General features: G+C 73.1%; 19 protein-coding genes. 5 read left to right on the forward strand and 14 right to left on the reverse strand.

What is annotated here, in order from left to right:
* Nucleotides 1–1,209 (forward strand): sensor histidine kinase, encoded by a 1,209-nt coding sequence (locus tag AC5L36_RS42320; protein ID WP_441219954.1) that lies wholly within the window; start codon nucleotides 1–3, stop codon nucleotides 1,207–1,209.
* Nucleotides 1,206–1,853, forward strand: a complete 648-nt coding sequence (locus tag AC5L36_RS42325) for a response regulator (RefSeq protein ID WP_441219955.1) — start codon at nucleotides 1,206–1,208, stop codon at nucleotides 1,851–1,853. The genes AC5L36_RS42320 and AC5L36_RS42325 overlap by 4 nt, the downstream gene beginning before the upstream one ends.
* 9 nt (nucleotides 1,854–1,862) lie before the next feature.
* Here the strand turns inward: AC5L36_RS42325 and erm are convergent, their stop codons facing one another.
* The 13 genes from erm to AC5L36_RS42390 form a co-directional block, all read right to left on the reverse strand.
* Nucleotides 1,863–2,657, reverse strand: a complete 795-nt coding sequence (gene erm, locus AC5L36_RS42330; protein WP_441219956.1) for an ErmE/ErmH/ErmO/ErmR family 23S rRNA (adenine(2058)-N(6))-methyltransferase — start codon at nucleotides 2,655–2,657, stop codon at nucleotides 1,863–1,865.
* Between the two features lie 316 nt (nucleotides 2,658–2,973).
* On the reverse strand, nucleotides 2,974–5,493 hold the full coding sequence (locus tag AC5L36_RS42335; protein ID WP_441219957.1) for a CHAT domain-containing protein: 2,520 nt from the start codon (nucleotides 5,491–5,493) through the stop codon (nucleotides 2,974–2,976).
* Nucleotides 5,494–5,534: 41 nt separating this feature from the next.
* Nucleotides 5,535–7,040, reverse strand: a complete 1,506-nt coding sequence (locus tag AC5L36_RS42340; RefSeq protein WP_441219958.1) for a S8 family peptidase — start codon at nucleotides 7,038–7,040, stop codon at nucleotides 5,535–5,537.
* Between the two features lie 27 nt (nucleotides 7,041–7,067).
* Nucleotides 7,068–7,526, reverse strand: a complete 459-nt coding sequence (locus tag AC5L36_RS42345; protein WP_441219959.1) for a hypothetical protein — start codon at nucleotides 7,524–7,526, stop codon at nucleotides 7,068–7,070.
* On the reverse strand, nucleotides 7,519–8,127 hold the full coding sequence (locus AC5L36_RS42350; protein WP_441219960.1) for an RNA polymerase sigma factor: 609 nt from the start codon (nucleotides 8,125–8,127) through the stop codon (nucleotides 7,519–7,521). Before AC5L36_RS42350 ends, AC5L36_RS42345 begins: the two co-directional genes overlap by 8 nt.
* Nucleotides 8,128–8,518: 391 nt before the next feature.
* Nucleotides 8,519–8,917 (reverse strand): STAS domain-containing protein, encoded by a 399-nt coding sequence (locus AC5L36_RS42355; protein WP_441219961.1) that lies wholly within the window; start codon nucleotides 8,915–8,917, stop codon nucleotides 8,519–8,521.
* Nucleotides 8,918–9,006: 89 nt separating this feature from the next.
* Nucleotides 9,007–9,681 carry a response regulator gene (locus tag AC5L36_RS42360; RefSeq protein ID WP_441219962.1) on the reverse strand — a complete coding sequence of 225 codons (675 nt, stop codon included), beginning with the start codon at nucleotides 9,679–9,681 and terminating at the stop codon, nucleotides 9,007–9,009.
* Nucleotides 9,678–10,829 (reverse strand): sensor histidine kinase, encoded by a 1,152-nt coding sequence (locus AC5L36_RS42365; RefSeq protein WP_441219963.1) that lies wholly within the window; start codon nucleotides 10,827–10,829, stop codon nucleotides 9,678–9,680. The genes AC5L36_RS42360 and AC5L36_RS42365 overlap by 4 nt, the downstream gene beginning before the upstream one ends.
* Before the next feature lie 9 nt (nucleotides 10,830–10,838).
* Nucleotides 10,839–11,618 carry an ABC-2 transporter permease gene (locus AC5L36_RS42370; RefSeq protein ID WP_441219964.1) on the reverse strand — a complete coding sequence of 260 codons (780 nt, stop codon included), beginning with the start codon at nucleotides 11,616–11,618 and terminating at the stop codon, nucleotides 10,839–10,841.
* Nucleotides 11,615–12,511, reverse strand: a complete 897-nt coding sequence (locus AC5L36_RS42375; protein ID WP_441219965.1) for an ABC transporter ATP-binding protein — start codon at nucleotides 12,509–12,511, stop codon at nucleotides 11,615–11,617. The genes AC5L36_RS42370 and AC5L36_RS42375 overlap by 4 nt, the downstream gene beginning before the upstream one ends.
* A gap of 69 nt (nucleotides 12,512–12,580) precedes the next feature.
* Nucleotides 12,581–13,240, reverse strand: a complete 660-nt coding sequence (locus AC5L36_RS42380; RefSeq protein ID WP_441219966.1) for an ATP-dependent Clp protease proteolytic subunit — start codon at nucleotides 13,238–13,240, stop codon at nucleotides 12,581–12,583.
* Between the two features lie 38 nt (nucleotides 13,241–13,278).
* Nucleotides 13,279–14,163, reverse strand: coding sequence for a Gfo/Idh/MocA family protein (locus AC5L36_RS42385; protein ID WP_441219967.1), 885 nt, complete (start codon nucleotides 14,161–14,163; stop codon nucleotides 13,279–13,281).
* A gap of 56 nt (nucleotides 14,164–14,219) precedes the next feature.
* The gene (locus tag AC5L36_RS42390; RefSeq protein ID WP_441219968.1) at nucleotides 14,220–14,957 is read right to left on the reverse strand and encodes a hypothetical protein; all 738 of its coding nucleotides are present in this window, start codon (nucleotides 14,955–14,957) and stop codon (nucleotides 14,220–14,222) included.
* 142 nt (nucleotides 14,958–15,099) lie between these two features.
* Between AC5L36_RS42390 and AC5L36_RS42395 the strand changes: the two genes are divergently transcribed.
* Together AC5L36_RS42395 and AC5L36_RS42400 are read left to right on the forward strand one after the other, a co-directional pair.
* Nucleotides 15,100–15,465, forward strand: a complete 366-nt coding sequence (locus AC5L36_RS42395) for a hypothetical protein (protein WP_441219969.1) — start codon at nucleotides 15,100–15,102, stop codon at nucleotides 15,463–15,465.
* Nucleotides 15,458–15,853: a hypothetical protein gene (locus tag AC5L36_RS42400; protein WP_441219970.1), complete on the forward strand. Its 396-nt coding sequence runs from the start codon at nucleotides 15,458–15,460 to the stop codon at nucleotides 15,851–15,853. Before AC5L36_RS42395 ends, AC5L36_RS42400 begins: the two co-directional genes overlap by 8 nt.
* 3 nt (nucleotides 15,854–15,856) lie before the next feature.
* Here the strand turns inward: AC5L36_RS42400 and fabG are convergent, their stop codons facing one another.
* Nucleotides 15,857–16,612: a 3-oxoacyl-ACP reductase FabG gene (gene fabG / locus AC5L36_RS42405; protein WP_441219971.1), complete on the reverse strand. Its 756-nt coding sequence runs from the start codon at nucleotides 16,610–16,612 to the stop codon at nucleotides 15,857–15,859.
* A gap of 160 nt (nucleotides 16,613–16,772) precedes the next feature.
* On the opposite strand from fabG, the gene AC5L36_RS42410 reads away from it, so the two are divergent.
* On the forward strand, nucleotides 16,773–17,777 hold the full coding sequence (locus AC5L36_RS42410) for a LacI family DNA-binding transcriptional regulator (RefSeq protein ID WP_441219972.1): 1,005 nt from the start codon (nucleotides 16,773–16,775) through the stop codon (nucleotides 17,775–17,777).
* Nucleotides 17,778–18,377: the final 600 nt, after the last annotated feature.

Genomic DNA, 18,377 nt, shown 5'->3' on the forward strand with positions numbered 1-18,377 from the left:
GTGACCCAGTGGATCGGCCGGCTCTTCGACGAGCGGGCCTGGCCGGCGCGCGTGGCGCTGCTGCTCGTGCTGGCCGTCGGCTACCTGTTGGTGATGCGCGGCTCCGCGGCGGGCGCGGCTGACTGGATCCTCGCCCTGACCGCGGTGGTGGTGAGCGCGGGCGGCGGCCGGTGGCCGCTGGCGACGACGCTCGTGCAGATGGGGCTGCTGCTGGCGGCGTACGAGGTGGGGCACCACGCGGCGGTGATCGTGAAGGTCGCCGCCGCCATCGCCCTCTTCGAGCTGGCGATGCGACGCTCGGGCTGGCAGGTGGCGGTCGGGACGGCCGCACAGGTTTCCGTGTACGTGCTCCACCCCACCGGAGGCGTGGCCGCGCAGCTCTACCGAGCCGCCGTCATGATCGGCGCGCCGGTGCTGCTCGGCGCGTACATCCGCTCGGTACGCCAGACGGCCGCGCAGGCCCAGCGGCGGGTGGCCGAGGAGCAACGCCGCCGCCGGTCCGAGACGCGGACCGCGCGGGCCAACGAGCGGACGGCCATCGCCCGCGAGCTCCACGACGTCGTCGCCCACCACGTCGCCTCGATCGTGCTGCGGGTCGGTGTCGCGCGGCACGTGCTGCCGACCGACGACCCGCGGGTGCGCGAGGTGCTCGACGACGTTCACGGCAGCGGCACCGCCACGCTCGCCGCCCTGCGCCGGCTGGTGACCGTGCTGCGCGACCCGGAGGTGGGCGACACCCCGCCGTTCGTGGAGCCGGGTGAGCTGCACGCCGCCCTCGACGAGGTGGTGCAGCGCGGCCGCCAGGTCGGCCTCGACATCGAATCGTCGGTCGACCCGGCCGTGGGCGGCCTTGACCCGGTCCGCGGCCTGGCCGTCCTGCGCCTCACCCAGGAAGGCCTGACCAACGTGGCCAAGCACGCCGGCACCGCCGCCCGCGCCGAGGTTTCCATGCGCCTCACCCCGGACGACACGGTGCTGCTGGAGATCGTCGACGACGGCGGCACAAGCCCGCCGGCCCTCCCCACCGCCGGCGACGCGCCCGGGCACGGGCTCGTCGGCATGCGCGAACGCGTCGAGCTGCTCGGCGGCTCGCTGTCGGTGGGACGCGAGGGGCGCGGTTGGCGCCTGTCCGCCCTGCTCCCCTCGGCCTCGCCGCCGGCGCCCGTGCGTGCCACGAAGATCTGCCACCACAAGCCGGCTCCCGCATGATCCGGGTACTGCTCGTCGACGACCAGCACCTGGTACGCGCCGGTCTACGCATGCTCTGCGCCGCCGCCCCCGACGTCGAGGTGGTCGGCGAGGCCGACAACGGCGCCGAAGCGGTACGCCTGGCCGAGCAGGTGCTGCCCGACGTCATCCTCATGGACCTGCGCATGCCCGGCGTCGACGGCATCACCGCCACCGCCCGGATCCTGGCCGCCCGGCCGTCGGTGCGCGTGGTGGTCATCACGACGTTCGACGACGACGACCACCTCTATCCAGCGCTGGCCGCGGGCGCGTGCGGCTTCCTGGTCAAGGACGCCGCGCCCGAAGACCTGCTCGACGGCATCCGCCGCGCGGCGGCCGGCGACTCCCCCTTCAGCCCCGCGGTGCTCCGCCGCCTTGTCGCGTCGGCGGTGCACAGCCGCTCAGCGCCCACCGACCCGACCCCGCCCAGCCTCGGCCTCACGCCGCGCGAGACCGAGGTGCTCGCCCTGGTTGGCGAGGGCATGTCGAACGGCGAGATCGCCGAACGCCTCCACCTCGGCGTGACGACGGTGAAGACGCACATCGCCAGCCTCATGACCAAGACCAGCACCCCTAACCGGGTGCGGCTCGCCGTGCTGGCGGTCCAGTCCGGCGTGACCGGTTGAGATTCGAGCTCAGGGAGCGTGACCGCCCAGCAGGCGGAAGAGCAGCAACCACTGCTCAGGCCACACGTGACCGACCACTGTGGAGATATCCAGCCGCGCCGCGCGGAAGGCGCCGTCCACGCGGCGGGCCGGATAGCGCCGCCGCAGCGAGGCGTGCAGCGAGCCGCCCACGCCGCCGAAGCCCAGCTCCACAAAGGACCGGTAGGCCGCCATCGCCTGGGCGGGGACGAGGGGTGTCGGTCGCCGCTCCAGCCGCAGGATGCCGGAGTCGACGCGGGGCACCGGGCGGAAGGCCCGCCGTGGTATCCGTCCGGACAGTCCCCAGTGGAACTCCGGCCACGTCGCCACGGTCAGCCGGCTCCACCGTCCGTAGTCGCCGGTGCGTTTGCGGGCGTACTCCAGCTGGGTCACCAGCGTCGCCGAGGTGAGTGCCGGCGCCCGCAGGCACCACTGCACGATCGGCGCCGTCAGTGCGTACGGGATGTTGCCCACCACCGCGAACGGCTCGCGTGGCGGCCGGGCGGTCAGGAAGTCCTGGTGCCGCACGGCCACGTTCGACGGCGCCGCGAGCGCGGTCGCGAAGGCGGGGTCGACCTCGTACGCCACGACCCGTCCGGCGACCTCGGCCAGGCGGCGGGTGAGCCGCCCGTCGCCGGCGCCCACCTCCAGGACGAGTTCACGGCGGTGCGGAGCGGCGGCCCGTACCACGCGGTCCAGCTCGCCCGGGTCGTGCAGGAACGTCTGCGACAGCACCCGCCGGGTGCGGTCGCGCTCGTTGCGGATTCGTTGGGTGTTCTGCGCCACTGCCGGCGTCCTCTCCGACCGGCCCACACGAAAACGCGGGCCGGCAAAACGCGGACAGGCGCATGCGGAAGCGGACCCTGTCCGAGACGATCGGGGACTCGGAGGGCCCTGGAGAGAGCGCGGAGTGAGTGTGCGGCGGTCAGCCCAGGGCCGGACGCACCAGCCAAGGCCTGACGACGAAGGCAGGACCCCACGCACCCATCAGGGCGGGGGTCGTGTTGATCAGGGCGTGTGGCATGGCGACAACGCTAGCGCAATCGCGACGCGGCATGTATCGGATTTACGCCAGCCCTCTCCTGTGATGCATGAGAGAACGTCACCACCCGGCGCCGAAGCAGACCAGCGGCGCCAGGTCCTCCTCCGCCTTCGCCGCGCTCTCGATGGCGGTCGCCAGTGCGGCGGCCGGTGACTCACCGTCTCGCAGTGCCGCGTGGTGGGCCGGACCGACCTGGTAAGCGACCGCGTCGGCGATCCGTGCGACGCCGGCCACGACACTCCCCGCGCCGCCGTGCAGCAGCGCGGCGGTCATCCCCAACGTCTCCTCGCCCGGCCGCGGCCGGGCGAGGCCCAACTCGCACGCCGACAGCACGATATGCGCCGGGAGCTGGGGCAGCTGGTGCAGCTCGTGGCCGAAGAGCGGCCCGTCGGCCAGCACCAGGTGGGAAAAGAGCGGGTTGTCCGGCTCGTGCACACCGTGCGCGGCCACGTGCAGCACGTCGGCGGTGCGTGCCGCGTCCCGTACCCCCGATGTGGTGAGCTGCGTCGGCGACCGCGCCGACCACACCTCCGCGACCAGCCGCACCTCCTCGGCGGCGCGTGCCACGTCGGGGCCGGCGGCCAGCGCCAGCGTCGGCCGAGCCGGCAGCGCGGCCCGGTCGCGGGCGGCCAGCCAGGCGGTCGCGGAGGCCACGACCGCGAGCGGGCGTCCGCGCAGCGCGGGCAGGAGCGTCCAGGGCACGGCCACCAGCCCGGCGGCCGGCGCCAGCAGGAGCGGACCGTCGGCGAGGTGCCGCCGCAGCGGGTGCCACAGCAGCTCGTCGAGCCCCTGAAGTGAGCGGCGGCTGGCCGCGCGCACACTCACCCGCACCGGTTCGGGCAGGCGGATCGTGGCGAGCGCGTCGAGGTCGGCGCGGACCCGGTGGAGCAGCTCGACGGCCGGCGCCGCCGGGCCGAGGTCGAGCAGCGCGCGCCGGCGTGGACCGGCCACGAGCGCGTGCAGGCGGCCGCCGGAGAGCACGTGCGCCACGTACGTCGCGTCGGCGACCGCCAGCTGGTCCTGCACGTCGCGGAGCGGGGCGGGCGCGAGCGTCTGCCCAGGCCCCGGCGTATACCAGGAGCGCTGCCGGATCAGCCGCTCGAGCTGGGCGCAGCGGCTGCGCAGGGCGGGCACGGGCTGGCCGGCGAGCACGGCACCGCGCAGGTCGACCCGCAGGCGGCGCAGCTCCTCCAGCATCCCCGCGGCCTCCGGATCGTCGGGCGGCACCACCGGCGGCAGCCGGGTCGACAGGGCGCGGGCCCGCTCGGCCCAGCCGAAGACCGTCGCCGGCCGACCGGTGGCGAGCGCGCGGGCCAGCCCCTGCTCGGCGAGGCGCCGGCCGTGGCCGCTCACCGCGGTCTGCAAGTCGAGGCTGCCGAACGACGCCTGGTAGCGATGCAGGTCGGCGAGGGCGGCCCGCAGCTCGGCGTCGGCCCGGACCGGCTGTCCTTCGGCGTCGGCGAGCCCGGCGCGCACCGACCGCGCGGCCAGCCGGGTGGCGATCGGGTCGTCGCGGCGGAGCCGGATCGCGCCACCGGCCGCGGCGCGGATCCGCTCGACGCTCCCCAGTGGACGGACGGCGAGCAGTGCCACCACGCCGGTCAGCGTGGCCCGGCGCGCCTCGTCGTCGAGGCCGGCCGCGGCGAGCGCGGTGGCGACACGGGCCGCCTCGTCGGCGGCCGCCGGTGCGCCGCCCCGCCCCCGGCCGACGGCGGCCGCGAGGGCGATGTGCTCGGCGAGCAGCGCCCAGGCGTCGGCACCCCGGGCGGCGAAACGCTTGCCGGCCCGCACGGCCAGCCGCCGCGCGTCCGGGTAACGCTCCTCCAGCAGCGCGATCTGCGCGCGGGCCAGCTCGGCCTCGGCTTGATCCTGCGGTGCCTTGGCGCCGCGGAAGAGCTCGACGGCGTGCGCGAGGTCGTCGTCGGCCTCCCGCCACAGGCCCGCGGCGAGCAGCACCTGGGCGCGGTCGATGTGACACACCGCCGCGTAGATCGGCGACTGGCCGGCCAACGTCGACCATGCCTCGCCCATCTCGCGCAGCGCCCGCGGCAGGGCACCGGACAGCAGCGACAGGTAGCCGAGGTTGTGCGAAGCCTTGGCCGCCAACATGTCCAGCCCGTGCCGGTGGGCGATCTCCACGCAGCGGCGGAAGTCGGCCCGCGCCGACGCCAGCACCCCGCGCTGCATGTGCAGGATGCCGCGGGTCAGCAGCGGCCGGCAGATGTCTTCCGGCACGGACTCGTCGAGCACGCCCACCGCCACGTCGAGCGCGGCGAGAGCGTCGCCGGAACGGCCGGCTCGCATGAACAGCAGGCCGCGCTGGGCGGCGACCATGCCGCGCAGCCGGGCCGGGAGGTCGGGCACCTCGTCGGCCTCGCCGAGCAGGGCCAGCCCCTCGTCGAGGCTGCGCCGCTCGGCCTGGTGGTAGGCGAGGCTGATCAGGATCCGCGCGCGCAGCTCGGGATCGGGGCCGCTGCGCAGGGCCGCGCGCAGCAGCCGCCGAGCCTCCGCGTGCCGTCCGTGCTCAGTCTCCCGGACGGACCTAGCGTGCAGCTCGGCGGCGCTGGCAACGACGGACACGCCCCATCATGGCACGACGGCCAGCGACGCTGACTCGACCGTTACGGCTGCGGCTGCACCGCCTCGACCGCGCGCTGCATGCGCTTGACCGGGTCGCTCTCGGTCATCATCAACGAACCGACGCCGTTGGCCGCGATCAGCGCCTTGGCGATGCGGCCGGCGAGGATGGGCGCCGCGAACGACGTGCCGCTGGAGATCGCGAAGCCGCCGGCGAAGTCGTCCGGGTCGAGGTTTTCCCGGATGCGCGCGTGGAACGGGTCGAGGATGGCCGCGCCGGGCGCCATCGCGTGGTCGAACTTCGGCATCGTGCTCACCACCGCCGCACCCGGCTCCCAGTGGCGCACCCACTCGCCGGTGTTGCTGAAGAGGGCGATCGACCCGTTGGGGTTGAGCGCGCCCACACTGGACACCGGCACGATGGGTGCCTCCACGCCCTGCGGGGTCGCCGCGTACGCCGCGGGGAACATCGGCCGGGCGGTAGCGTCGTTGCCGGCCGCGGCCACCACGGCGATGCCGAGCTCGGCGAGGTCGCGGATCTCCTCGTAGAGCAGCGACATGTACGCGTCGTCGTCTTCGGACTCGTGGTAGAAGCCCAGTGACAGCGAGATGATGTCGATCGCCTGGCCGCCCGGCTCGCCCGCGGCGAACTTACGGGCCAGCTCCTTGAGGGTCTGGAGCGCCACCAGCAGCTCCGACTCGACGATCACGCCGTCGGAGTGGATCACCCGGACCGGGAGGATGTCGGCGTCCGGACAGGTCTGCCGGACCAGGCCGCAGATGAACGTGCCGTGCCCGGCCAGCGGGTCGCGCATCCCGTCGAGCGGGCCGACCACGTCGCCGGTGGTGTCCAGCGCGGTGCCCGTGTCACCACCGCCGAGCGCGTTGATGGGCGAGAGCACGCCCTCGTTGAACCAGTCGTGCTGCCCGCAACCGGTGTCGAGCACGGCCACCACCGGCCGCCGCGGCGTGACGGAAGCCTGCCGCACCGGGGTGGGCAGCACCAGGTTGACCGGCTGGGTGGCGCCGAAGCCGAGCATGCCGTACTGCGCGACCGGCCCACCGAACGCCGAGTGGAACGGGAAGGCGGAATGGAACGGGAACGCCGAGTGGAACGGAAACGCGGAGTGGAACGGGAACGCCGAGTGGAACGGGCTGCCCGTGATCGGCGATGACGCGGCGAACATGAGGTGGTCGAGGCCGAGGCCGAGGCTGCGCAACCGGGCCGAGTCCTTCGACCGGATCGTCTGCAAGACCCGCCACGCGTCCGGCGTGGCCGGGCCGCCGTTGCCGGGCGACACGCGCAAACAGCGGCTGCCGTCGGCGGGGTCGTCGAGCCGGAGTTGGAGCCCGGCACCCACCTCGTCGAAGAGGCGGCGGTGCTCGCCCTTGCTCTGCCGGCGCATCAGCAGCCGGTTGGCGACGTAGACGGTGGACTTGACCTGCTGGTCGGGCAGCCTCTGGGCCGCGACCGGGTCGAGAGCGCGGGCGCCATATGCCCCCATCAGGGCGCCCGGCGGTGTCGGGACATGGTTGTTAACGGTGGCCACGATGAACTCCCACGGAAGAGGTCGGGGCTAGAGCTGCACCGGTGGTGTGACCACCGGCCGGTGCAGGGGTACGGTCGCCCCGGTCGTCGGATGGATCATGATCTGCACCAGACCGGACGGCACCTCCGCGAAAGCGAACCGCCCGTCGGCGTCGGCCTGGGTCTCGTGCACACCTCGCGGAGTGCGCAACTCGACTCGCAACGCGCCGCCTGGTGCGATCCAACCGTCGATCCGGCGCCGCTGCGGTCCCGAATCCGACACGGTCACCATCACGGTGAGGCTTTCCGCCGAAAAGGTGACGGTGGAGGCGGTCTCCGGGCCACGGGCGCCGACCGGCTGGATGGCCTCCTGCAACCGCATGAGCTCGAATTCCAGATCTTCGAGGTGCAGCGTGAAGAGCACGCGGTCAGCCAGGTCCGCCGGCGGCGGATCCAATGTGTCGTACATGTCATGGACCGCACGCAACAGCGTCGAGTCGTCAGTCACGCCGGTCACTCCACTCCGGATCGGCGGCCAGCAGACCGCGTAGCTTGTCGAGACAGCGCCCGCGCGTCGGACCGATGCTGCCCACCGCGATCCCCAGCTCGGTGGAGAGGGAGGCGTAGTCGGGCCGGTCGTCGAACGCGATCACCCGCAGCAGCCGGCGGCACCGCTCGGGCAGCTCGGCGACGTGGCGCCACAGGGTATTCGCGGTGCGCTCGGCCAGCACGGTGGTGTCCGGCCCGCCGACCGGCGGCAGGGCCGCGTCGAGGGTCTGCGGCTCCGCCACGTCTTCGCGCTTGCCGGCGCGGGCGGTGCGCCACGCCTCGCGGCGGGCGGTGGTCGTCGTCCACCGGAGCACCGCCTGCGGGTCGCGCACCGAATCCACATTGCGCACCAGCGCCAGCCAGGTCGTCTGCACCACGTCTTCGGCCGACTCGCGATCGAGCCCATACGCCCGGACAAGGTGCCACAACATCGGCGTCAGCAGCCGCACCAGGCGGTCGAGCGCCGCCCGGTCACCGGCACGCCACGCGGCGAACTCGCGCGCGGCCACCTCCCAGGAGGCCGTGCCGACACCGGTGTCGTCAGAAGTCGCCGATGTCATCGCACCCCCTCACATCCATCCCCCGCCTGACCTGCTCCCGAACACACTGCGCCATCGTAAGTGCGATGGATATCGGCCAGGCGACAGTGCGTGGTGCGCACATGTGAGGAGGTGATCAAGGTCGCGCTGATACATACCCGACGAAAGAAGTTTTCGATGTATCACGGGCCCCGCTCGGCGCTCCTCTACCCGGATCTTCACAGAGCCGCGCGGTGCATGGGGGTGCGCCGGCGGCCCGCTCCCCCTCTGGGGCTGGGGGGAGGGACGGCGGGGGTGCTTCCCGGGGGGATGCACCCCCGCTGCGTTCCCTTTTTTGAGCTACCGCGATGTCCGTCGGTCCAGGCCGTTGCTCCCGCGGCCTCACCCGTCCGCTGTTGGTCGCGGTTACCGCTCAGGTCAAAGACACCGCGCGGTTGAGCGGCACCGGCGACGGCCACGGGCGGGCCACGTCTTCGGCGACCACGGACGAGCCGACGATCGGGATGACCCGGTTTACCCGGGTGGCGCGGAGCGTGCGGCGGACCACCGCGTTCGGATTGCAGATGACCAGCTGGCCGCCCCGGGCGCGGGTGCGCAGATGTACCGCGACCAGCGCCCGGACCCCCGCGGCGGACAGGAAACCCACTCCACCGAGGTCGACTCTCAGCGGCGCCGGTGCGGACGGCAACCCCCACAGCAGCGCCCGAAACTCGTCCACGTTCGCGATGTCGATCTCACCGGCGACGCGTACGTCGATCCCCCGCGCGCCGACGGTGATCTCGGCTTTCAGCTGGTGCTGACCTTCCCCCATGCACACGAGCCTAGGGAGGTGAGCCGCCCGCGACGACCTACCGGAAGTGGAATGTCGCGCACACCGGCTACGACCAAAGTCGTAGGGGATCACTCAGCCCCTGGGCGGACGATGCCCGATTCGTACGCGAAGACCACCACCTGTACCCGGTCGCGAAGTGCCAGTTTTGCGAGGATCCTCCCCACATGCGTCTTGACCGTCGCCTCGGACACCACGAGCGATTCGGCGATCTCCGCGTTGGAGAGGCCGCGGGCGACCTCGACGAGCACCTCGCGTTCCCGGTCGGTGAGCTGGTCGAGCCGCTCGTCCGTGGGTGACCGGCCGGTCGCCGGGTCGGGCAGGTATCCGGCGAACGCGTCGATCAGCCGGCGGGTCACGCTCGGCGCGACCACCGCGTCACCGGCCGCCACCGCCCGGATTCCGCTGATCAGGTCGGCCGGCGGCACGTCCTTGAGCAGGAAGCCGCTGGCACCGGCGCGGAGCGCGGCGTACACGTACTCGTCGAGGTTGAACGTGGTGAGCACCAGGACGCGCGCCGCGGACCCGGACTCGACGATGCGCCGCGTCGCCTCGATGCCGTCGGTGACCGGCATGCGCACGTCCATCAGCACCACGTCCGGCTCCAGCGCGCGGGTCATCGTGGCCGCCTGCGCGCCGTCGCCCGCCTCGCCCACCACCTCCAGGTCGGGCTGGGTCTCCAGCACCATGCGAAACCCGAGACGCAGCAGCGCCTGGTCGTCCGCCAGCAGGATCCGCACGGTCATGGCGATACCCCGTCGTCGAAGCGGAGGTGGGCGAGCACGCGCCAGCCCGGCGCGCCGTCCCGGGGCCCGGCTTCCACGCCGCCACCGTACGCGGCGGTCCGCTCGGCCATGCCGGTGAGGCCGTGACCTCCGGTGGCGGCCGGCGCGGTGGCCCGCTGGCCGCCGTCGTCGGTGACCTCCACCTCGGCGCCGCCGTCGCGGTAGCGGAGCCGCACGTGCGCGCTCGCCTCCGGCCCGGCGTGCTTGAGCGTGTTGGTGAGCGCCTCCTGCACGACGCGGTAGACCGCGACGCCCGCGCCGGCGCCCCACTCGCCGGGTACGCCCTCGACGGTCAAGGCGACCCGAACACCGGCGGCCCGCACCCGCTCGACGAGCGCGTCGAGCCCGTCCAGCCCCGGCTGCGGGGTGCGGCCCACGCCGTCCTCGCGCATCAGGCCGAGCACGCGGCGCATCTCCCCGAGCGCCTCCCGCCCGGTGGCCGCGACCTTGTGCATGGTGTCGGCGGCCCGTTGCGGGGCGGCGGCCGCGGTGAGTGCCGCGCCGTCGGCGAGCGCGACCATCACGGCCAGGTTGTGCGCGACGATGTCGTGCATGTCGCGGGCGATCCGGGCCCGCTCGGCGGCCACCGCGATCTGCGCCCGCTGGTCGCGCTCCCGCTCCAGCCGGCGGGCCCGCTCCTCGAGCTCGGCGAGGTAGGCCTGGCGGGTGCGGACCGTGATGCCCAGCAGCACCGTGGCCGCGAGCACCGACGTGATGAACCCCAGCGCCGTCCAATATGGACCCCGGGGGATGAACACGACGAGCGCCGGCACCTCGATCGCCGCGACGATCAGGATGAGCTGCCGGCGCGGGCCGTACCGGGCGGCGGTGTAGACGGCCACGGTGACGACCGACTCCGGGTAGAGCCCCTCCACGCGTACCCCGACCACCGCACCGGCCACGATCGCAAGCCCGAACACCGTCCAGAAGACACCGACCGGCCAGCGGCGCCGCCACACGATCGGCATATGCACGGCGACGAACCACAGCCACTCGTCGGCACCGGCCCCGCGCAACACCGCCGGCCCGGTGAACAGGGCCAGCGCGACGGCGAGGCCGGCGTCGACAAGTCGTGGGTGCCGCGCCAGCACGGCCCGCAAAGTGCCCACGACGAAAGGTTAGGCGTCCCGGCGGAGCAGCAGGGCGACTCCGCCGGTGAGGAGCAGCGCGGCCCACCCCACCATGACGGCCGCGGAGGCGCCCGGCGACAGCGTCTCGAACGGCTGCCCGCCCCCGCCCACGCTGTACATCGCCTGCCCCGCGACGGTCGGCACGTACTTCATCGCGTTCTCCTCCATGTCGCCCGGAAGAGCCGGTCCGAGCAGCACCGGGATGATGAAGAGCGCGGCCACCAGCGTGGTGATCGCGCCGGCCGTGTGCCGCAACGCCATGCCGACGCCGAGGCCGATCAGGCCCACGAGCACCGGGGAGAAGGCCGCGCCGACGATCGCGCCGGGCACGCCGGGGTCGCCCAGCGACGCGCCATCGTCACCGAGAAACGCCTGGCAGACGAGGAACGAGCCGAGCGCCGTCACCGCCATCACCGGCAGGGTAACGGCTGTCTGGACCACCGCCTTCGCGACGGCGACCGGCCACCGCCGCGGCACCGCCGTGAGTGTGGCCCGGATGAGCCCGCTGCCGTACTCGCCGGTCATCTGGAGCACGCCGAAGACGCCGAAGACAAGCGCGAAGAAGTCGATCGGCAGAAACGCGGAGCCCACCGCCTCGGACAGCGCCGGTGGTGGGTCATCGCCCTCGACGGCGTGGTGCACGCCGTATCCGATGGCGCCGGCCAGCCCGACCGCGAGCACCGCCGCGGCGCCGAGCGTGATCCAGGTTGAGCGGAGCGAGACGAGCTTGCCCCACTCAGAGCTCAGCACGCGCGGAAACGTGATCATTTGTACTCCACCGCCTCTCGGGTCAGGTCCATGTACGCCTCTTCCAGCGACGCGCGGCGCGGGGTGAGCTCGTGCAGCGCGATCGCGTGCCGCCGGGCCAGGTCGCCGATCTGCGCGGCGCTCGCGCCGCTGACCTGGAGCAGGCCCGGCTCCACGCTGGTCACCGTCGCGCGGCCGGCCACCAGCACGTCGCGGAGCGCGGCGCCTTCCGGGGTACGGACGAGCACGGTGCCCACCGCGACCCGGGCGATGAGCTCGTCGACGGTGGTGTCGGCCAGCAGCCGCCCGCGCCCGATGATCACGAGGTGCTCGGCGGTCACGGCCATCTCGCTCATCAGGTGGCTGGAGACCAGGACCGTACGGCCCTCGGCGGCCAGCGCCTTGAGCAGGTTGCGGATCCAGAGCACGCCGTCCGGGTCGAGCCCGTTGACCGGCTCGTCGAGGATCACCGCGGCCGGGTCGCCGAGGAGCGCGGCGGCGATGCCGAGCCGTTGCCCCATGCCGAGCGAGAAGCTCCCCGCCCGCCGCCGCGCCGCCGACTCCAGCCCCACCATCGCGAGCACCTCGTCGACGCGGGCGGCCGGGATGCCGTGCGTCCGCGCGAGCGCGAGCAGGTGGTTGCGTGCCGTACGTCCCTTGTGGACAGACTTGGCCTCGAGCAGTGCGCCCAACTGCCGCAGCGGCGCGGTGTGTTCCCGGTAGGCGCGGCCGTTGACAGTGGCCACCCCGCCACTCGGCCGGTCCAGACCCACGATCATGCGCATGGTCGTGGACTTGCCGGCGCCGTTCGGCCCCAGGAAGCCGGTGACCTGGCCGGGCTTGACGGTGAAGGAGAGTTGGTCGACGGCGAGCTTGTCGCCGAAGCGTTTGCTCAGCGCGCGTGCCTCAATCATGGGCTCGACGCTATGGACGCGCGCCCGCCGCGCCGACCGCCTGCGGCCCGATCCTGCGGGCGGCGGGCGTCATCCCGAGGTCTGACCCGCTCCTCCCGCAGGCTGATCCGGACCCACGATCTCGTCCAGCAGGCCGTACTCCACCGCCTGCTCGGCCGTGAGCACCCGGCCGGCGGAGAGGTCGTCTTCGATCCGGCTACGCGGCTGGCCGGTGGCGGTGGCGATGCGTACCGCCAGCTCCTCCAGCTCCCGCAGGTACTGCCCCGCGGCGGCGGCCACCTCGTCGGCCGTGCCGCTGACCGTGGCCGCGCGCGGCTCGCTGAGGCGGATGCGGGCGTGCCGGTATGCCAGCCGCCGCGCCGCCGCCGCGAGCAGGCCCACCGCCGCGCCTCCGGCGAGGCTGGTGACGACCGCGTGCACCGGCGCGCTCATCGTGTCGATCACGTCGATCAGGCCGAACGCGGCGGCCAGGTCGCCGTCAGGGGTGGCCAGCTGGAGCCGCACCGGCTCCTTGCCGAGCGCGTCGAGCGTCATCAGCGCGGCGGCCGCACGGGTGGCCGCGTCGTCGTTGAGTGGGCCGGTCAGCACGACCATCCGCTGGTCGAAGAGGCGCTCCTGGAGCCACGGCGGCACGCCCTCGCTGGTCGGCGGCTCGGGCGGCAACGGCGGCTGCCCCGGAGAGCCCGGGGGACGCCACGGCGGCCTGAGCGGATCGTGTCGCAGGTCCATGAGGGGCCTCCCTGGTCGCTTGCCGCGACCGTAACCTGTCAGGCCACCGCGACCGGCCGCTTTTCGCGCAGGGCGATATCCGCCGCCTCCAGCACAGCCACGACGTCACGCCCGAATCCCGCGTCGCACGGCTCCGGACCACCCTTGACCAGCCGGTCGACCGCCACGCCGAACGCCGCCACCGCGCTCCCCTCGGGCACCGGCATGGTGGCGACGCCGTGCTCGCCGTAGAAGTCGTGGTCACGCAGCATCGCGGCGGGCGGCGCGTCGAGGGTCAGCGAGGCCGTGGTCACCGCGCCGCCCGCGTGCCGCAGCGTCAGATGGGTGGTGGCCCGCGGCCCGCCGACCGCGCTCACCTCGGCCACCGGCCCGAGCACCGGCAGCAGCACCGAGAGCACGTGCGGCCCGATGTCCCACAACGCGCCCCGCTCACGGCGCCAGAGCGAGCCGCCGTACGGGTTGCCGGGCTGGTAGATCGACGCGAACTGGGTCACCCGCGCACCCAGCCACCCGCCGGTCGCCGCCGTCTCGTCGATGAACCGCACGATGTTGTCCCGGAAGCGGTTGGTGAAGAAGACCACCGAGGAAAGGCCACGCTCGCGAACCACCGCGACGATCCGATCGGCCGAGGCGGTGTCCATCGCCATCGGCTTGTCCAGCAGCAGATGCTTGCCCGCGTCGGCCGCACGCAGGGCCAGCTCGGCCTGCACGCCGGGCGGCAGCGCGATCGCCACGGCGTCCACTTCGGACAGCAGCGCGTCGACATCGGTGTACGGGGTGGCCCCGTACCGCCCGGCGAGCGCCGCCGCCTTGTCCCCGTCACGGCCCCACACCGCCACGAGATCCGCGCCGGGGTGCGCGTCCAGCGCCGCCCCATGCGTCTCCGCCGCCCAATGCCCCGTCCCCAGCAACCCGAATCTCATCCCAGCACCCTACGAGAGCCGGCCCCGGCGGAGCGCCAAACGGTCTTGGATCAGCGTCACCGCTTTTTGGACCTGCCTCTGCGCTTGCGCTTGGGCTTGCCTGCGAACCGCTGTGTCACCAGCAGCGCCTCGTGGGCTTCCGCCGCGGCGGCTATCGCCACGCCCGACATCTCCCGGGACTGCGCCTCGGCGGCCAGCAACGCGTCGTAGGCGCGCCGGGCGGCGAGCGCGGCCCGCTCGTACTCCCGGCGGGCGGCCAGCTCGTCGGCCCGGAGGTGGTCGGTGCGCCGCTCGCGCTCCTCCTGCTCCGGATCCCAGTCACCGGCCCGGCGAAACACCTCGCGCAGCTCGTCGACGGACAGCTCGCCGCGCCGGTAAGCGGAGAGCGCGGCCCGGGAGACCTCGCGCTGGCGGTCGCCGTCGGTGGCCTCGACATCGCCCGCCGTGACAAGCTCCAGGTCGACCGTCTCGGGGTCGGGCGCGGGCCGGGCGTACTCCGCCTCCTGCCACGCCGCGTGGTGTGCGACGCCGGCCGCTTCCTGCGCCTGCCAGGCGGCTTCTCGGGCGGCCTCGGCCTCGGCCAGCCGCTCCCGCGCCTCGATCGCGGCCGCGGCGGCCCGGCCGGCCACGGCGTGCGTCTCTCCGGCGTACACGGCGAGCTCGTGGGCGGCGGCGCGCAGCTTGACGAAGTCGGGGCGGGGCTGGCGGCGCGGCCGCTCGGCGATCGCGGCCAGGATCAGCAGTCCGAGCACGACGCAGGCTCCAGCCACCAGCAGAGCCTCTACGGGCGTCATGTCGGTCAAGTCCACTCGGGCCCTCCCCAGAGACCATCGACCAACGTTAAGGATAGGCGCCAGGAGATCGATACGGCACCGCACAAGGCGTCCGAGTTTGGCGGGGCGCCGACCCTACTACGTCGATTAGTAGAGTGGCGGCGTGAATGACACCCTCGGGGCCATCGTCATCGTCGCGGCGTTGGCCGTCGCGCTGCTGTGCCTCGTCGCGGCGATCCGCAACCGGCCGCCCGACCTCAGCCACTACGTGGGCGTGGCCCTCGTCGAGGTGGCGGCGCTCGTGCTGACCGTCGGCGCCGTGGTCGCGATGATCGGGGGCGACCGCCCCACCGAGGTGGGCACGTTCGTGGGCTATCTCTTCACGTTTCTGGCGCTGCCGCCGGTCGCCGTCTCGCTGGCCCGGTTGGAGCCGACGCGTTGGGGCTCGGTCATCCTCACCGTGGCGATGCTCGTGATGCCCGTGCTCGTCGCGCGGCTCGGCCAGATCTGGGAGGCCACCGGTGCGTGACCGGCTCAACTCGGGACCCGGCCTGGTCCTCGTGATCGTGTACGGGATCTTCGCGCTCTCCGCCGGTGCCCGCGCGACCGTGCAGATCGCCACGAAGTTCGACGAGGCGCCCGAGGCCTACCTGCTCTCCGCCTTCGCCGCGCTGATCTACCTGGTCGCGACCATCGGCCTGGCCCGGGGTGGCACGTCCGGCCGGCGGCTGGCGCTGGTCTGCTGCTCGGTGGAGCTGATCGGCGTGCTGGTGGTGGGCACGCTGAGCATCGTCGACAAGGACGCCTTCCCGGACGACTCGGTCTGGTCGGTCTACGGCCGGGGGTATGGCTTCGTCCCGCTCGTCCTGCCGATCATCGGCCTCTACTGGCTGCGCCGGACGGCCCGGCCCCCGTGACGGTCAGGCCCGCGGACCTCCGGCCACGTAGATCACCTGGCCGGAGACGAACGACGCCCCCTCGCTGACCAGGAACGACACCGTGTGCGCCACGTCGTCCGGGTGGCCGGCCCGGCGCACCGGCGTCTCCGCCGCCCGCGCCTTCTGGAACTCTTCGAAGTCGACCCCCAGCCGGGCCGCGGTCGACGCGGTCATCTCGGTGACGATGAACCCCGGCGCGACCGCGTTGGCCGTGACGCCGAACGGGCCGAGCTCGAACGCGAGCGTCTTCGTGAAGCCCTGCATGCCGGCCTTGGCGGCGGCGTAGTTGGCCTGGCCGCGGTTGCCCAGCGCGGAGGTGCTGGAGAGGTTGACGATGCGGCCCCACTTCGCCTCGACCATGTGCGCCTGGGTGGCCCGGCTGAAGAGGAACGCGCCGCGCAGGTGCACCGAGAGCACGGTGTCCCAGTCGTCGTCGCTCATCTTGAAGAGCAGGTTGTCGCGGAGCACGCCGGCGTTGTTGACCAGCACGGTGGGCGGGCCGAGCTCGGCTACCACCCGCGCGACGGCCGCGTCGACCTGGGCTCGATCGGCAACGTCGGCACCGATCGCGAGCGCCCGCCCGCCGGCGGCCGCGATGCTGTCGACCGTCGCCTTGCCGGAGGTCTCGTCGAGGTCGACCACGGCCACGGCCATGCCGTCGGCGGACAGCCGCCGGGCGATGGCCGCGCCGATCCCGCGCGCCGCGCCGGTCACGATCGCGATTCGCTGCTCAGTCATGCCGGCAGCCTACCCGGCGGTAATCGCGATACGTGTCCGGGCGTGGGCGTTCCGTGTATGCGGGCACTACGTATCGTGTCGGGGAGCGGGACATCGAAGTCCACGCGCTTTTGCGATCATTCGGGGGCGGCAAGCGGGGGACTTTTTGGGGGGAGGTGCCATGGCGACGATCTATGACGTCGCGCGGCGGGCGGAGGTCTCACCGGCGACGGTGTCCCGCGTGGCCAACGGACATGCCAATGTGGACCCGGCGCTGGCCAAGCGGGTCCGCGACGCGATGCGCGAGCTGGAGTACCGGCCCAACGCGGTCGCCCGCAACCTGCGGCGCAGCCGCACCACGCTGTGGGCGGTCATCATCTCCGACATCGGCAACCCGTTCTTCACCTCGCTCGTCCGCGGTGTGGAAGACGTGGCGCAGCGGGCCGGCTACTCGGTCGTGCTCTGCAACAGCGACGAAGACCCCGGCAAGGAGGGCCAGTACGTCGACGCGGCGCTCGCCGAGCAGATGGCCGGCGTGATCATCTCCCCCGCCGGCAAGGCAAACCACGTCAACCGCCTCGTCGACGCCCGCGTGCCGGTCGTGGTGATCGACCGCCAGCAGAGCGGCACTCACGTCGACACCGTGCTCGTCGACAACGAGCACGGCGCGTGCCTCGCCACCACCCACCTGATCGAGTCCGGCTACCGGCGGATCGCCTGCCTGACCGGCCCGGTCGGCGTCTTCACCGCGACCCGGCGCCTGCGCGGCTACCGGCGGGCGCTGGAGGAGCACGGCCGCCCGTACGACGAGGAGCTGGTGCGGCACGGCGACTTCCGGGAGGAGGGCGGCTATCGGGCGATGGCCGAGCTGCTGGGCCTGCGCCCCCGCCCCGACGCGCTCTTCGCCGCCAACAACCTGATGACCGTCGGCGCGGTGGAGTGCCTTGTGGACAGCCGCATCGCGGTGCCCGACGAGATGGGCGTGGTGGGCTTCGACGACGTGCCCTGGGCCCACCTCGTGCGCCCCTCGCTGACCACGGTCGCCCAGCCGACGTACGAGCTGGGCCGCGAGGCGGCGAGCCTGCTCACGCAACGGATCGCCGACCCCGAGCGCCCGCCCACGACGATCACCCTGGAGACCAAGCTCCAGATAAGGGACAGCTCCCTGCGCCAGCCTCACCCGTGAGTCTTCAGGCAGATGTGCCTTGCTCCGGGCATTCGATCCAAAAAGGAGATCTGGGCTACCGCGATGTCCGTCGTGGTCCAGACCGCTGCTCCCGCGGCCTCACCCTTTCGCCGCCGGTCGCGGTCACCCATTGGGAGTAAGCGGGCTTCGTCGCCAGGGGTAACGGCCACGAGCCACGCGAACGGCACGTGGTCCAGATCTAGGAGACTTCGGGTTGATATGGCGCCCCAACTCTCCTAGATCGCGAATCTTGCGCCGCGCCCGCCGTCGTCGCGGTTACTCACCGCGACGGCACCTTGGATGCGGGCTCCCACTGTCGCGGCAGCGGCGGGCATTGTGGACAAACGGCGACCGTCACGGGGGTCCAGCGGGGGTTGCCGCGACCAGCGGCGGATGGGTGAGGCCGCGGGAGCGGCGATCTCGACCCGATGCCACTCACCGTAAGTCGACCATGGACTGGTCCGCTGCTCCTGCGGCTCACTCTCGCGTTTGGCCGCGGTCACTCCCCTTGCCTCCGGCCGATACGCGGCCCGCGCCACGCGGTGCGGCGGTGTTTGTCCACAATGCCTGTGCCGATCAAGGTCTCGTGGGTTCGGTGGG

The sequence above is a fragment of the Phytohabitans sp. LZ39 genome (assembly GCF_059359075.1).